The organism is Marinobacter salinexigens (assembly GCF_008370345.1).
In the GTDB taxonomy this organism is placed as follows: Bacteria; Pseudomonadota; Gammaproteobacteria; order Pseudomonadales; family Oleiphilaceae; genus Marinobacter; species Marinobacter salinexigens.
In genome coordinates, this window is sequence record NZ_VTUU01000001.1 from 433744 (window position 1) to 448713 (window position 14970).

General features: G+C 56.2%; 13 protein-coding genes. 6 read left to right on the forward strand and 7 right to left on the reverse strand.

The window, feature by feature from the left end; all coding sequences use genetic code 11:
- Position 1 precedes the first annotated feature (1 nt).
- Together FWJ25_RS02060 and FWJ25_RS02065 are read right to left on the reverse strand one after the other, a co-directional pair.
- Positions 2 to 1330: an ATP-binding protein gene (locus FWJ25_RS02060; RefSeq protein WP_246166628.1), complete on the reverse strand. Its 1329-nt coding sequence runs from the start codon at positions 1328 to 1330 to the stop codon at positions 2 to 4.
- On the reverse strand, positions 1323 to 1982 hold the full coding sequence (locus FWJ25_RS02065; RefSeq protein WP_149598578.1) for a response regulator transcription factor: 660 nt from the start codon (positions 1980 to 1982) through the stop codon (positions 1323 to 1325). The genes FWJ25_RS02060 and FWJ25_RS02065 overlap by 8 nt, the downstream gene beginning before the upstream one ends.
- Before the next feature lie 198 nt (positions 1983 to 2180).
- Here FWJ25_RS02065 and FWJ25_RS02070 point away from each other — a divergent pair, with 198 nt between their 5' ends.
- The 4 genes from FWJ25_RS02070 to FWJ25_RS02085 all read left to right on the forward strand — a co-directional run bounded on the left by FWJ25_RS02070 (position 2181) and on the right by FWJ25_RS02085 (position 6090).
- Positions 2181 to 2738, forward strand: coding sequence for a cupredoxin domain-containing protein (locus tag FWJ25_RS02070; protein ID WP_149598579.1), 558 nt, complete (start codon positions 2181 to 2183; stop codon positions 2736 to 2738).
- A 79-nt stretch (positions 2739 to 2817) separates the two neighbouring features.
- Entirely contained in the window at positions 2818 to 4593 is a 1776-nt protein-coding gene (locus FWJ25_RS02075; protein WP_149598580.1) for a copper resistance system multicopper oxidase, read from the forward strand.
- A 68-nt stretch (positions 4594 to 4661) separates the two neighbouring features.
- Complete coding sequence (locus FWJ25_RS02080) at positions 4662 to 5333, forward strand: copper resistance protein B (RefSeq protein ID WP_438616551.1); 672 nt, start codon at positions 4662 to 4664, stop codon at positions 5331 to 5333.
- 289 nt (positions 5334 to 5622) lie between these two features.
- Positions 5623 to 6090 carry a MerR family transcriptional regulator gene (locus tag FWJ25_RS02085; protein WP_246166629.1) on the forward strand — a complete coding sequence of 156 codons (468 nt, stop codon included), beginning with the start codon at positions 5623 to 5625 and terminating at the stop codon, positions 6088 to 6090.
- A 34-nt stretch (positions 6091 to 6124) separates the two neighbouring features.
- On the opposite strand, the gene FWJ25_RS02090 is transcribed toward FWJ25_RS02085, so the two are convergent.
- From FWJ25_RS02090 to FWJ25_RS02100, 3 genes are all read right to left on the reverse strand, one after another.
- Positions 6125 to 7054 (reverse strand): cation diffusion facilitator family transporter, encoded by a 930-nt coding sequence (locus FWJ25_RS02090; protein ID WP_149598582.1) that lies wholly within the window; start codon positions 7052 to 7054, stop codon positions 6125 to 6127.
- A gap of 64 nt (positions 7055 to 7118) precedes the next feature.
- On the reverse strand, positions 7119 to 7709 hold the full coding sequence (locus tag FWJ25_RS02095) for an SCO family protein (protein ID WP_149598583.1): 591 nt from the start codon (positions 7707 to 7709) through the stop codon (positions 7119 to 7121).
- On the reverse strand, positions 7706 to 8560 hold the full coding sequence (locus tag FWJ25_RS02100) for a cytochrome c oxidase assembly protein (protein WP_149598584.1): 855 nt from the start codon (positions 8558 to 8560) through the stop codon (positions 7706 to 7708). Before FWJ25_RS02100 ends, FWJ25_RS02095 begins: the two co-directional genes overlap by 4 nt.
- Positions 8561 to 8678: 118 nt before the next feature.
- Here FWJ25_RS02100 and FWJ25_RS02105 point away from each other — a divergent pair, with 118 nt between their 5' ends.
- Complete coding sequence (locus FWJ25_RS02105; RefSeq protein WP_149598585.1) at positions 8679 to 10367, forward strand: HAD family hydrolase; 1689 nt, start codon at positions 8679 to 8681, stop codon at positions 10365 to 10367.
- Here FWJ25_RS02105 and FWJ25_RS02110 read toward each other — a convergent pair.
- Together FWJ25_RS02110 and FWJ25_RS02115 are read right to left on the reverse strand one after the other, a co-directional pair.
- Positions 10309 to 11598, reverse strand: a complete 1290-nt coding sequence (locus FWJ25_RS02110) for a transporter substrate-binding domain-containing protein (RefSeq protein ID WP_149598586.1) — start codon at positions 11596 to 11598, stop codon at positions 10309 to 10311. The genes FWJ25_RS02105 and FWJ25_RS02110 overlap by 59 nt on opposite strands.
- 58 nt (positions 11599 to 11656) lie before the next feature.
- Positions 11657 to 13189 (reverse strand): cryptochrome/photolyase family protein, encoded by a 1533-nt coding sequence (locus FWJ25_RS02115; protein WP_149598587.1) that lies wholly within the window; start codon positions 13187 to 13189, stop codon positions 11657 to 11659.
- Between the two features lie 233 nt (positions 13190 to 13422).
- On the opposite strand from FWJ25_RS02115, the gene hemN reads away from it, so the two are divergent.
- On the forward strand, positions 13423 to 14841 hold the full coding sequence (gene hemN / locus FWJ25_RS02120) for an oxygen-independent coproporphyrinogen III oxidase (RefSeq protein ID WP_149598588.1): 1419 nt from the start codon (positions 13423 to 13425) through the stop codon (positions 14839 to 14841).
- Positions 14842 to 14970 lie beyond the last annotated feature (129 nt).

A 14970-nucleotide genomic window follows, 5' to 3' on the forward strand; every position in this document is an offset into this window, starting at 1 on the left:
GTCAGTATGGGATGTCGACGGTCGCTGACAGCCCGCCACAGGCTGCTGTGTCAAAGCTCAGGATACCACCGTAACGTTCGGTGATTTCCCGAACAATTGCCAGCCCCAGGCCATGGCCGGGTATCTGCTCATCGAGCCTCAAACCGCGGGTGCCAAGCGAATCAAGTGATTCGGGGCTTACCCCCGGGCCATCGTCGTTGACCAGAATTTTCATGTGCTCGTTCTCTTCCAGCAGCGAGAGCTCGACGGTACTTTTCGACCATTTGCCGGCGTTGTCCAGAAGATTGCCCAGTATTTCGTTCAGGTCGTGTTCTTCCAGAGGCCAGCGGCGTTCCTCATTCAAATCAGAAGACAGTTCAAAGGTCTTCTCCGGGTGCAGGCGGCCGAGCATCCACAGCAGGTCTCGCGCCTGGTTTACCGGATAGGCGCTTTTCCCGATCTGAGGGCCCGCAAAACGGCTCCTGCGCATTTCTGCTTCGAGTTGTCGGTCGATATCGCCCAGCCGTGTCACCAGTTCCTGTCGAAGCTCGCTGTCCAGCGGTCGGCTGGCGTCCTCCAGAGTCTGCCGCACGGCGGCAATCGGCGTCTTGATGCTGTGAGAGAGGTTTGCAAGGTTGTCCCGCGAACGTTCAAGCCTCTGGTCCAGGGAGTCCAGCAACTGGTTCAGTTGCAGCACCAGTGGGCGGAATTCATCCGGCGCCTGAACGTTGATTCTTGATATCCCGCCTTCCTGAAGTCGTTTCAGTGCCGCTTTCAGGGTGACCACCGGCCTCAGGGAAAGGTTGATACCCAGCCAGATAACGGCGACCAGTAGCAGGATCAACAGTATCGAGACGATGGCCGTCCAGGCGTGTAGTTCGGCCTGGCTGCTTTTCAGCGCGCCGAGGTCTTCTGACACAATCACGACGATGGGTGTGCTCTCAACGGTGAACGACCGCCTGAACGCCAGGATGTCAGAAGGGGCACCGGCGACAGTTGAATCGGTAAGTCGGACGCTGCCGTCCCGCTCGGCGCGCAGCAGGGGAGAAAGCAGGGGGGCCCAGGCGGTGGGGCTGATCAGCGTCTGATCTGGCGAGCGTATGGCAAAGGCGTGGTGAAAGACATCCTGGAAATAGTCACCGGTCTGGAGGGTGTCTATGTCACCTTGGGACTGACGTATCTGGTGTTCAAGGAAGGCTACTTCGTCCTTCAGCCGGCTTTCCACAAACTCCCGTGCCATCCGTTCCAGAAGCAGGCCATGCACCAGCCAGGCCAGCACCATCAGGCCAATGCCTGCGGGAAGAAGCAGCATCAGCAGGGCGGCTTTGACCGAAGACGGTTTCCTAAGCATTGAACAGATAGCCTTGTCCGCGCCGTGTGGTGATGGTGTCTGCGCCAACCAGTTTTCTCAGCCGCCGGATGTAGGCTTCGATCACGTTCTCATTGGGGCTGTCGTTAAGGTTGTAGAGCTGCTCCATCAGCTGTTCCTTCGAAAAGACGTGCCCCGGGCGGCTCATCAGGCAACGCAACAGCCGAAATTCAGTTCCCGTCAGGCTATGTTCACTTCCGTCGTCCAGTTTCAGGCTCTGGCGGTTTTCGTCCAGCTCAAACCGGCCAGCTTTCACCTGGGATTGTGGCCGTCCCTCACTTCTGCGAACAATCGCGTGCAGGCGGGCGATCAGCTCCTCGGTTTGGAACGGTTTGGCGAGGTAGTCATCGGCACCAGCCTTCAGACCGTTGACCTTGTCCTGCCAGTCGCCCCGGGCGGTCAGAATCAGAACCGGAAAACTGACGTTGTTTGAACGCCAATGCCGAAGCACATCAAGACCGTTGCCATCGGGCAGTCCAAGGTCGAGAACGCCCACCCGATAGTCTTCCTGCTTACCGAGTATTTCGGCTTCTTTCGCTGTCCGGGTGCTATCGACACTAAAGCCTGCCTTCTCGAGTTGGCGTCCAAGAGCGTCGGCCAGCAGGCGGTCGTCCTCAATGAGTAAAAGTCGCATCGCGTATCCATTGGTTAGCGAGTGATCGGCGGCGTCAGTATCGCGAAACAAGCTGAATCCAACCTGAACAACATTTAGTTCGGTATTTTCAGAAAGAATTCAGGTTGGTGCGAGATGGTAGCAACCGTTTCTGGATATTGCTCAATTTTACCGGGCAACTGAATTGCATCTGTTGAATCAAGTTTAGGAGAAAACCTGATGAAGTTATCCAAGTTCGGTGTTGCCGTCGCGGCGATGTCTCTCTCTGCAGCCGTGTTTGCGGGTGGCACCCATGGTGGTGGTCACGATGGTGGCTTTGGCGAGGCTGGTAAAGCTGAAGATGTCTCCCGGACTATTCAGGTGGAAATGTTCGATAACTATTTCGAGCCTGAGGAAATCGAAGTATCCCAGGGTGAGACTGTGCGCTTCGTGATCCAGAATAACGGCAGTCTGGTGCATGAGTTCAACATCGGAACCCCAAAAATGCATGAGGCGCATCAGAAAGAAATGATGATGATGGTCGAGCACGGCGTGATCCAGGGCGGTAAGCTCAATGAAGAGATGATGAACATGGATATGGGTAACGGCCATACCATGAAGCATGACGACCCCAATAGCGTCCTGCTGGAGCCGGGCCAGAAGAAAGAGATTGTCTGGACCTTCAGCGCCAGAACCAGCATGGAGTTCGCGTGCAATGTTCCGGGCCACTACCAGTCCGGCATGTACGGCGACGTAAACTTTGACGCAGGTGCCGATGCCCACGCCAGTGCCCACTGACAGCCCCCCCTTTTTTCAGTAGAAATGGGAGCCACGTCAGTTGTGGCTCCCAACGCAGTATTTCAGGAGTAACCTCGTAATGACCAGAAGCCTCATGGCGGGAGTTCTCGGGCTCCTCATGCCAGCACTGGCGCTCGCCGGTGAGTACAACATTTCCGTTGATCGAGTGATTATTGATACCGGAGACTTCGTCAAGGAAGGTATCGGCTACAACGGTTCGTCCCCGGGTCCGGTACTTCGGTTCAAGGAAGGCGAAGAAGTCACCATCAATGTGACCAACAACCTGGATGAGACTACTTCCATCCACTGGCACGGTCTGATCCTGCCATTCGATCAGGACGGCGTTCCGGGAATCAGTTTCGCAGGTATCCCTGCAGGTGAGACGTTCACCTACACATTCCCGGTCGTGCAGAGCGGTACCTACTGGTTTCACAGCCACTCCGGCTTTCAGGAGCCTAATGGTGCCTATGGTTCAATTGTGATTGAACCGAAAGGCCGCGAGCCCTTCCGATATGATCGCGAATACGTGGTTCAATTGACCGATAAGCACCCGCACGATGCGGGTCGGATCATGCGTAACCTGAAAATGATGCCGGACTACTACAACCGGAAACAGCAGACGGTTGGCGATTTCTTCTCGGATGTCTCCGAACATGGTTTCATGACTGCCCTCAGTGATCGCATGGCCTGGGGCGACATGCGCATGATGAAAGCGGATGTGGAAGACGTTCAGGGATTTACCGGGTTGATCAACGGCAAGGGGCCGGACCAGAACTGGACCGGTCTGTTCGAACCGGGCGAGCGCATTCGCCTGCGGTTTATTAACTCCTCTGCCATGGCGTATTTTGATGTGCGGATTCCCGGTCTTCAAATGACGGTAGTACAAGCCGATGGCAACAACGTGCAGCCGGTGAATGTGGATGAATTCCGGATTGGTGTTGCGGAAACCTACGATGTGATCGTAAGGCCGAGAACGGATGAAGCCTTTACGATTTTTGCAGAATCCATGGGCCGTTCGGGCTATGCAAGGGCTACGCTTGCACCTCGGGAAGGCATGGAAGGCCCGGTTCCCGAACTTAGGGATGCGCCCCTGCTGACGATGGCTGATATGGGCGGTATGCACGGCATGGATCATGGCAGTATGGGCATGGGCGAGGATGGCATGTCCGGTATGGATCACGGTGATATGGATATGGGTGGTGATTCCATGTCTGGAATGGACCATGGCGTCATGCCAGAGCAAGAAGAGCCAGCTATGGCAGGCATGGACCATTCAAATATGGCGGGGATGGATCATGGCTCCATGATGATGTCTGGAAACGGCGCTGAGGATCCGTTCTACGCCAAGGGAAGTGGTCTCGTGCCGACCGCAGCAAGCGGCGGGAAATTCCTGTCCTATGCCGATCTGAAAGCACAAAAACCGCTGTATGAGGATCGGGAGCCCACCCGTGAAATTGAGCTTCGACTGACCGGCAACATGGAGCGCTATAGCTGGAGCATCAACGGAATCAAGTACGAAGATGCTGACGCCATCAAGCTCCAGTATGGCGAGCGGGTTCGCTTCAAGTTCGTCAACGAAACCATGATGACCCATCCGATGCACCTGCACGGTATGTGGTCGATCCTGGATACCGGGGCGGGCAAATGGAATCCGGTCAAACACACCATCAGCGTACAGCCCGGCACCACTGTGTATATGGAAACCGAGGTGGATGCGCCAGGGCAGTGGGCGTTCCATTGTCACCTTTCCTACCATGCAGCTTCTGGCATGTTCCGGAAAGTGATTGTCGAAGGCGGGCCGGAACAGGGTAATACTGCAGGTGTTGAGCAAGAGCGGGTGGGAGGTGATGTATGAATAACCTGAAACTGTCTGCATTGATGCTGGCCGTGGCCCTGTCCGCAAGTCAGGTTATGGCATCCGACATGCGGTTGGATGACTCCGGCCGGAAAGACGCGCTTCGCCTGTGGGGCGTTCAGTTCGAGGAGTTGGAGTACCGTTACAGCGATGATGATGAAGAACTCGGAGTCTGGAATGGCGACGCCTTCTACGGCACTGACGAACTCAAGCTCCGCTGGTTGGGTAAAGGTGAGTACGCCATCGAGGAACAGGCCTACGAGACGCTGGAGAATCAACTGGTGTTGCAGACTCCCATTTCGACCTTTTTCGATGCCAAGGCCGGCGTTCGGTTTGATACACCCGAGGGGCCTGACCGGACCTACGGTGTGCTGGGAATCACCGGGCTCGCACCGCAGTGGTTTGAAGTGGACGCGAATCTGTACGTGAGTGATGAAGGCGATACCTCCGCTGGCTTGGACGCAGAGTATGAACTCCTCCTGACTAACCATCTGATTCTTTCTGCGGCACTGGATGCCACCGTCGCGTTTAGTGAGGATGAGGAAATCGGCGTCGGCAAAGGCCTGGTCTCGACGGAGACCGGACTGCGGTTGCGCTATGACCTGATCGACCGGGCCATCTCTCCCTACATAGGGGTTGTTCATGAGCGCAAATACGGTGATACCGCCGATTTTGCCAGAGCAGAGGGCGGTAGCACCGAAGACTGGTTTGCGGTCATCGGGACCAGAATCGCATTTTGATTCTCTTGACCAAAACAATGAAATCCGGTCGTGGGTGTTCAGGTTTATTTAAGACTTGAGGGCTTTAATGGAGTCCTGAGCCTGGACTGCTCAGGTTATGACGCATTCGTTGTTACGCGTCTCCTTGGGTTAACGTTGCCGCAGGTTCGCCTGCGGCTTTTTTGTATCTGAAGGGAACTTGACGGGAATCAATATCACGCCGAACTCTTCAGAAAATTCAGTTTGAATTCAGCTTGGCAGCGCCTAATGGTTTTGAATGCTGAATGACTAATTTAGGAGTGTGATCATAATGAACTTCAGAAAACTCGCAGTCGTAACACTTCTGGCTGCAAGCCCTGTTGTTGGATTCGCCCACGGCTCTGAAGGAGGATTTCAGGGCCACGGTCCGGGCATGATGATGGATCAGGAACAAATGGATCGCATGCACCAGAACTGGTCCCGTATGAACCACATGATGGAGGACGTACCTTCAACGAAATCCGCACAGGAACGCCGGCGCCTTTTGGAGGAACATCAGGAGGCTATGGAAGAGCAAATGGAGCTGATGCACCGGAACATGATGGGCCCAGGTGCAGGTAATTCAGGCATGATGGGGCAGGGTATGATGGGTGGTCAGGCCGATAACAACCAGCGGCCGGGCAACGGAGCCGATATGAGCTCCGAAGAGCGCCTGCAGTTTATGGAAGAAAGGATGAACCAGATGCAGCTGATGATGGAGCAGATGCTCCGACACCAGCAGCAACTGGACAAGAAGTAACATGCAGTCAGAGCAGTGACGTGGGAGTGGCGGGTCAGTGGCAATAGGCCATATTCGGGCAGTTGCTGGCGGTTCGCTCCCACTGGATAGTGACGTGCCGGATATTGAAGTCATGGCTTAACATATCTGTGGCTTGCTCTATGACTTGGTCATCGTCGCGGGGATCGGGCTTTACCAAATGCACGGTCAGAGCACTCTCGGTAGTGCTCAGCCCCCAGATGTGGAGATGGTGCACCGAGTCGACCCCGGGTAGCTGCTGCAGGCTTTCCCTTACCGCCTCTGGGTCAATATTCCTGGGTACCGCGTCCATCGCCAGATTCACTGAATCCTTGAGCAACTGCCAGGTGCCGATAAAGATCACCGCAGCAATGATCAGGCTGACTACCGGATCGATCCAGTTCAGTCCGGTGGCCATGATGATTAAACCTGCTACGACAACACCCACCGATACGGCGGTATCTGCCGCCATGTGCAGGAAGGCGCCGCGGATGTTCAGATCACCTTCCTGTCCTTTCAGAAACAGCATCATCGTGATCCCGTTGATCAACACCCCGATACCGGCAACGGCAATGACTGTAGTGCCCGCAACCTCAGCAGGATCACTGAATCGCTGAATGGCTTCCCAGGCAATGCCTCCCACCGCTGCGGTCAGAAACAGGGCATTGAACAGGGCTGCCAGAATGGTGGATTTTTTCAGACCGTAGGTATTCCGGTCCGTGGCCTTTTGAGTGGCCAGCCAGCTGGCAACCCAGGCCATGATCAGCCCCAGAACGTCACTCAGGTTGTGGCCTGCATCGGCCAGTAGTGCGAGTGAGCCAGAGAGCACCCCGTAGATTGCCTCGATAACCACAAATGCCACGTTGAGGACTACGGCAAGCGCAAAGGAACGATTGTGGGTGTCGAAATGGTGAGCATGGCCATGGTTATGACCGTGGCCATGACTGTGATCGTGGTGACTGTGCATTCACAAAACTCCGCAGGGTGATATGACTCCTATTGAAAACCCTGTAGCTACTTCAGGGTCAAGGTCAGGACTCTGAGGCCAGTTTTTCGAGGTCATCACCAATCTGTTGTGTTGTCAGTCCCGGGCGAAGCAGCAGGCGGGCTTCTCCGCCCCGGTCGAATACATAGACGGCACTGCTGTGGGAGACGTTGTAGTTGCCACTGGCATCGGGCTTATCATAGCCGAAGGTGGTGCGGTAGCGTTTGGTCAGATCCCGCAGATCCTTCTCGCTGCCTGTCAGCCCGACCACCTGGTCGCCAAAGAAGCGAACGTAGCTTTCAAGTCGTTCCGGCGTGTCCCGTTGTGGGTCGACGCTGACGAACAGAGTGGTGATATCGTCCCGGTATTTCTCCGGAAGTTTATGGATGGATTGCCGCAGACTGGTGAGCGTGGTGGGGCATACGTCCGGGCAGGAAGTAAAGCCAAAATACAGCAGCCGGATCGAACCTCTGGATGCTTCCGGGGTCATGGATTCGCCGTCGGTATCGGTGAGTTCGAATTCCAGAGGTGGCATCAGGCCGCTGATGTCCTTGCCGTGCCAGTTTTCAGCACTACCGGAACAGCCGAAAAGTAGGCCCGTGGCAACCAATGCCAGGGCAGCGAGCCAATGCCTCATGATGCGTTTTCTCCCGCCATGGAAGGGGCTTTCGACCGGGACTTTACGAATTTTCCGTCTTCATGCATGGCTCGCCTGAGCACAATAAGAATCGCTATAACGCTCATCATGGCCGGTGGAATCCAGGTCAGCAGGCCGCCGAGGAGCTGGTCGGTTTCCGGTGCCAGCGGCCAGGCTCGTCCGCAGACTTCGTAGACGTCATAGACCATGCCTCTCGAGAACACAATCCAGGCGCCCAGAATCATCTGGGGAACCGCCACCAGAGCCAGCATCAGGATGCGTTTGCCGTAGCCAAGTGCGGTGGTGGTCACCGGGGAACGGGGATCAAAGATCAGCCACCAGAACAGCAGGCCATCCAGCAGCATGCTCCAGTTCATGGTCCAGTACAGTGGCCGGGACAGCATGGCGTCGAAGTGGATCGAAGGCCAGAGCCAGAAATAGATCAGACCCACAAACAGGAATGCGGCAAGCGCCGGCTGCTGCAGGATTCGATACGCCCAGCCCAAAGGCGAAAGCCAGTGCAGAAGAGACGGTCCCATACGCTGGTGCCAGAAGCGGAAGACAGGGAGCGGGTTTGACAGTGCAATGAGGAATGGCCCCAGGTGATGGAGAATCAGGTGCTGGCCGCGATGGACAAAGAACATGTACTGGGAGTAGTAGTCGAACCGGGTCTGCATAACCCCGTAACAGAGCAGTACACCAGTCACGAAGATCACGATGCGTAACGAGCCCGGCCGCGCCTGCTGCTTCATATTCAGCAATGCATAGCCATAGCCCGCCAGTACCAGCATGAAAGCCAGTATGGTCAGCGGAGAGTAATCATAAGGCGCCAGAAAGCCGAAATCGGGCATGGAATCCACTCTGTGTGCAAACCCGGCCAACCGGGTTTATCTTCTTATTATAGGTTTGAGTGTTGACCCCGGACTTCCGGATTGCAAGGTAAATCCTCACTTGACGCGGAGACACCCGATGACCCAGTTCGACGATGCCATTCCACCGCCATCGGTACTGATCTTTGACTGGCATGGCACCCTCGTAGACACCCACGACGCCATGTTCAGCGCCATGGAAGAGATGCTGCCGCGACTGGAAGAGCTGGAACTGGTGGAGCGATTACTGCCGGAAGATAAGTGCCGGACGCCGGACGATGCCCGGCTGGTGCGTTACATCCGGATTTTCCGACGTCTACACCCCCGAATCCTTGCCGAACGTCGGGTGTCGAGGACGGACATATTCAATGCCATCTTTGGCGATGACCGGGACGCCAAGCTGATTGCCCACAACGCATACAACAAGGCCTACCGGAAATACTTCGGCCAGGTAAAACCCTTTCAGCCCGGCGCCTACGAATACCTTTCAGCGATGAAAGCCATGGGCATCAAACTGGCGGTATCCACTAACCGCAACCGGGAGTTCCTTGATAAGGAGCTGAAGATTGTTGATGAAGGCCGCTGGCAGAATCTGTTTGATGCAACGGTCTGCGCAGATGATGTGACCGAATACAAACCTGATCCCGAAGTCATCGCCAAAACCCTCGAAAAGCTGGGCCTGCCAGCGGATGAACGGGCCTGGTACGTGGGCGACAGTTACGTGGATATGCTCACCGCCAGTAACGCAGGCGTGGCCAGGGTGTTCTACAACGGTGCCTGCTGGGAACCGGACCGCATTGCCAGCTGGTTTTCCCATCGTGATGCCCCGACGGCAGTACTCGACAGTTTTGAGGATTTGCTGGATCTTCTGGCTCTGCTTGAACGGAGTCATCCGGAGCACTTCCGGCAGGCACCCGCGGATGTCAGACCTAAACCGTTTCCGGCGCCAGAGCGCCCCGAACCCAGGGTGGAGGCGGACTGGCACCCGGCCGTGGTCAAGCTTATCCGTCCGTCGGTGGTGCTGTTTGACTGGCACGCGACCCTGGTGGATACGCTCGATGCGATGTATCACGCGGTTGATGATATGTTGCCGGAATTCCACAAACTGGATCTGATGGATCGCATGGTGGCGCCGGAAGAGAGCAAAACACCGGAAGATGCACGACTTGTCGCCTATGTTCGCGAATTTGCGCGGCTACACCCAAAGGTGAAAGCCGACCGGAAAATATCACGTACCGATATCTTTGAAGTTCTGTTTGGTGAGGATCAGGACGCCAAACAGATCGCCCACCGGGTCTTCAATTTCCATTACCGCAACCACTACGGCACCGTCAAAGCCTTTGAACCCAGGGTTCGTGATGTGCTCGAAGGGCTGCGTCGCCTGCACATGCAGGTGGGTGTGATTACCAATCGTGACCGAGAGTTCTTCGAGCATGAATTGCGGGCGGTGGAAGGAACCGGCTGGGCGGAACTGTTTGATGTGGATGTTTGCGGTGATGACACCCCACTGCGTAAACCGCACCCCGACCAGCTGCTGCTGGCCGTTCAGAAGATGGATTATCCACCGGATCCTAGTGTCTGGTATGTCGGCGATAGCACCACGGATGTGATCGCCGCCAAGCGGGCAGGGATGACTTCGGTGTTCTTCAATGGTGCCCAGTGGGACCAGCCGTGGCTGAACCGGATTTTTCCCGGCACTCACAAACATCCGGATAAGCCCGATGTCGTGGTCAACGATTTCTCAGAATTCTGGGCGCTTGTTCTAGCGTGTGAGGTTGGCCCCCCATGATTTCGGGCGTATTGCCCGTTTGCAGGGCCGGCTCGATATTCAGACCGAAGGCGATTACACCGGCAGCAGAACCATGCTCCCGGTCCGGTATCGGGGCACTGACGGTAATCTGAAAGCGCCGGGTGGATGCGTCATATCGGATAGGAGAAATGTAAAGGTCGGTAGGTATACCATCCGCCGGGTTTACCAGTTGGGTGAACTTGGGCTCATCGCCTTGCCAGTAATCGGATGTTAACTGGCTCATGGCCCGGATCGCCCCCAGTTGGTCGATCAGCAGAACCTCGGTGACCAGCGATGGGTGACTTTGTTGCCACCCATTAAGCGCATCGGAGGCGGGGAGTTCGAGAATATCCTCGGCTAGTTCGCTGGCGCTGACCGGTGCCGTAGCCTGCCATTGACGATCAAGCTTTAGAACCTCGGCCGGGGTTGCAGCGCCGGGTCCAGCCGTCAGAGCCTGTTGCAGGTTGATGGCTGCATTGAGTTCCTCCACCAACTCTGTCGCCAATGCTCGTATGCGCTGTTGTTCCTCAGCCGACAGAGTCAGCGAATCCTCTGCGCAAACAGGCAAGGCACGGTTAAAGCCGGGCAGAAACTCCGGGTGCAGGTGGGTGAACGCCTCGGCAAGGTAAAGATGAAGGGGCGCGTACCGGACAAAGGTCGCATGCAGCCGACGGTTCTGGCGCTCCTGGCTGGCCATAACCCGTTCATCAAGCAACGCCAGGTCGATGCGGCCTCTTTCAAGCAGTGCCAGAAGCTGGCTCGCTGAAGAGACCTCCAGGAATACTGTGTATCCGTTGGCCTTCAACCAATTGTGCTCGTTGCTGCCCGCCACAACGCCAATTCGTGCCTGCCGGGGTGAGGGCGGGGGCGTCAGAGAGAAAAAGTACCATTTTTCCAGAGAAACCGGATCGCTGCGTTTCGCTATGGCATCGAGGCTGGAGGACGGGTCCACCGCAAAATAACCGTCGACGAGATTTCTGGCGAGGGAGTGAACCGCCCTGCGTTGTGGCGTGACCTGAATGCTGGGGCGCCAGCCAGCTTTCTCCACCGCACAGGTTATCGTCAGAGTGGTTTTCCCCGAGATCTGCTGGTCCTCAGGTGTCCCATGGGTCACCTGATACGGTGGTGCTGAGAATGTATAGAGTTTGAGCGTTGGGGGAGAGCCAAACGATGTGCCCGAACATATCAGCCCAACGGCCCCGACGAGAAGAGAACGCCCTTCCTTTCCCATGACTGTCAATCCATTTGCCGGCGCAATGACATGATGGTATTCAGCTTAGCAGCCAGCGCTATATTTGCTCGATGTTATCCATGAGAGTTTGGGCCCGGGCGAGTATTCTGGCCCGTTTGACCGGGTCCTGCCGGTCCCAGTTCCGGTACATCATGGCCATGCGGGGGTTGCCGGAGAACCTGTCGCGATGGCGATCAATAAAATGCCAGTACAGGGAATTGAACGGGCAGGCGTTGTCCTCGAACGACTGGCTGACGCTGTATGGGCAGTGAGTGCAGTGATCCGACATGCGCTGGATGTACTTTCCACTGGCGGCATAGGGTTTTGAGCCAAGGTATCCGCCATCGGCGTGCATCACCATGCCCAGTACATTGGGGAGCTCCACCCAGTCGTAGGCGTCGGCATAGACCGCCAGGTACCAGTCGCATATCTCCTCGGGTTTGATCCCGGCCAGCAGTGCGAAATTCCCGGTGACCATCAGTCGCTGAATGTGGTGGGCGTAGGCGTTACGCCGGGTGGCATCAATCGCTTTGTGCATGCAGCGCATCCGGGTGTCGCCCGTCCAATAGAACCAGGGCAGCGGGCGAGTATTGTCTAGGCGGTTCTCGCGGGCATAGTCCGGCATGTTGAGCCAGTATATTCCACGTACAAACTCCCGCCAGCCGATGATCTGGCGAATGAACCCTTCGACGGCATTGATCGGTGCCTGCCCGGTGTACCAGGCATGGGCTGCGGCTTCACAGACCTGCACTGGGTCCAGCAGTCCACAGTTAAGGTAGGGTGAGAGCACAGAGTGGAACAGCCAGTCCTCATGCTCGGACATGGAATCCTGATAATGCCCGAAACAGGGCAGCGCGAAGTCAATGAAGTATTCCAGCGCCAGCGCTGCGTCCCGGGCAGTCACCGCAAAATGGAAGTCCTCAGCGGTGCCAAAGTGTTCGGGGAAGTGTTCTTCAACTTCTGAGATGACGGTTTTGGTCGTTGCGTCCGGTTCCACCCGAAAGGGGGCAGGGGCCGGTGGCTGGCCTGTCCATTTTTTCCGGTTGTCCGCATCATAGTTCCATTGTCCCCCCTCGGGCTGGCCTTCCGGGGTTATCAAGAGACCTGTTTTACGGCGCATTTCCCGGTAGAAATGCTCCATCCTCAGTGACTTCCTGTCTGCCGCCCAATGGGCGAATTCCTGCTTGCTTGCAATGAAGCGGGTATCGGATCTGATGTCCACCGGAACTCCGAACCGTTCCTGCCACTGAAGAATCTGTTCGTGGAGGCGCCACTCTCCGCACTCCGTGGTCACCACGCGATCGGGCTGTGTAAGGCTGACCAGATCACCGACAAATCCTTCGATGGATTGATGTCTGTTCTGAGGATGGTAACGCTGGTAGTGAACTTGCCAGCCCTGATCTTTGAGAGCCCGGGCGAAGTGGCGCATGGCGCTGAAAATGAATACCAGTTTTTTCTTGTGATGGTTGGTGTAGCTGGCCTCGTCATGAACTTCCGCCATTGCAATACGGTCGTGACGAGGGTCAGCACCGTTCAGTGCGCTGATGTCGGGTGTGAGCTGGTCGCCAAGAATCAGAATCAGGTTTGCCATGGCTGGCGGGATACTCCGTTGTCGGTGAGTTTGGTCCGGATTTTCCCCCTTCCTCTCCCTTTGGGGGTAGTGACAATACGCCAAGAGCGCAAAGGTGGTTCAGGTCAGGGATTGCTAGACTGTTAAAGAGGTCTCAGGTGACCCGAGTCAAGGCGGATAGCATCTGCTTCACCTAGACTTGTTACATACCGGCCATTGGCCTCCTATCAGTTTTTCCAGTTCAGGTTCTGCTTATGCCTCTTACCTCCGCTGCCTCATCCAACGAGTCTGCACTTCCCACGTTTATCTGGGACGATGCGTTGATCCGCCGTTACGACCTCAGTGGTCCCCGCTATACGTCCTACCCCACGGCGGTGGAATTCACGCCGAATTACAGTGTGGAGGATATGGTGAAAGCGGCAGGCAGGAGCAAGGCGAGCGGGAGCCCGCTGTCGCTGTACACGCACCTGCCGTTCTGTGCGCATCTCTGTTACTACTGTGCCTGCAATAAAGTAATCACCAAGAAGCGTGATAAGGCCATGCCTTACGTTGAACGGGTGCTCAAGGAAGCGGCGATCCAGTCAAAACTGTTCGGCGCCGACCGCCCCGTCCGTCAGCTGCATTGGGGCGGCGGTACGCCCACTTTCCTGCCGCGGGACGTGATGCAGCACCTGATGGCGGGCTACAGTGAGCTGTTCAACCTGCAGTCAGATGAAAACCGGGACTACAGTGTCGAGATCGATCCCCGCGAGGTGGATCAGGACACTCTGCCGACGCTCTGGGAACTGGGCTTTAACCGGATCAGCCTTGGAGTTCAGGATGTGAACCCGGCAGTGCAGAAGGCGGTAAACAGGGTTCAGCCCCGGGACATGACCGAAGCGGTGCTGAATGAAGCTCGTCGACTGGGTTTTCGTTCCATCAACCTTGATCTGATCTATGGCCTGCCATACCAGACCCCGGAAAGCTTCGCTGAAACCCTTGAAGCGGTGATTGAAATGTCACCGGACCGGTTGTCTGTGTTCAGCTATGCCCACCTGCCGGATCGTTTCTATCCGCAGACGCGGATTCAGTCGGATACTCTGCCGACACCGCAGCAGAAACTGACCATCCTCCATAACACGATTAACCGGTTGCTGGAGGCGGGTTACGAATACATCGGGATGGATCATTTTGCCAAACCGGATGACAGTCTGTCCGTGGCTCAGCGGGAAGGGCGCCTGCACAGGAACTTCCAGGGCTACACCACTCACTCCGACTGTGACCTGGTATCCCTCGGCGTATCGGCGATCGGCCAGACCGATGACGCCTACTTCCAGAACAATCACGACCTGCCATCCTGGGAGAAAGCTATTGATGCCGGTCAACTGGCTATCACCCGTGGTGTCAGCCTGACCCGTGATGACCGCATCCGGCGCTGGGTGATTGGTCAGCTGATCTGCCAGTTCCGTCTTGATCGCCAGCAGTTTGCCGCCGAATGGAACGAGGACTTTGATCGCTATTTTTCCGATGAGCTGAACCGCCTGAAACCGATGGTGCAGGACGAGTTGGTCGCGGATGATGGTTCACGACTGCAGGTGCAGCCAGCTGGACGCCTGCTGATCCGGGCGATCTGCCAGATATTTGATCTTTATCGTAAGGAAGGCGCAAGCCAGCGGTTCTCACGAATCATCTGAGGTAAAAACTGCCTCCGTTTAAGTGTTTATTCCGTACTAGACTGTAGGTTTAAACCATAGACGGTGAGGAAATTTCGTGGGATCAAGAGACCTGACTTCTCCGGAGGTTGTAGCGCCCGATGAGCGGGG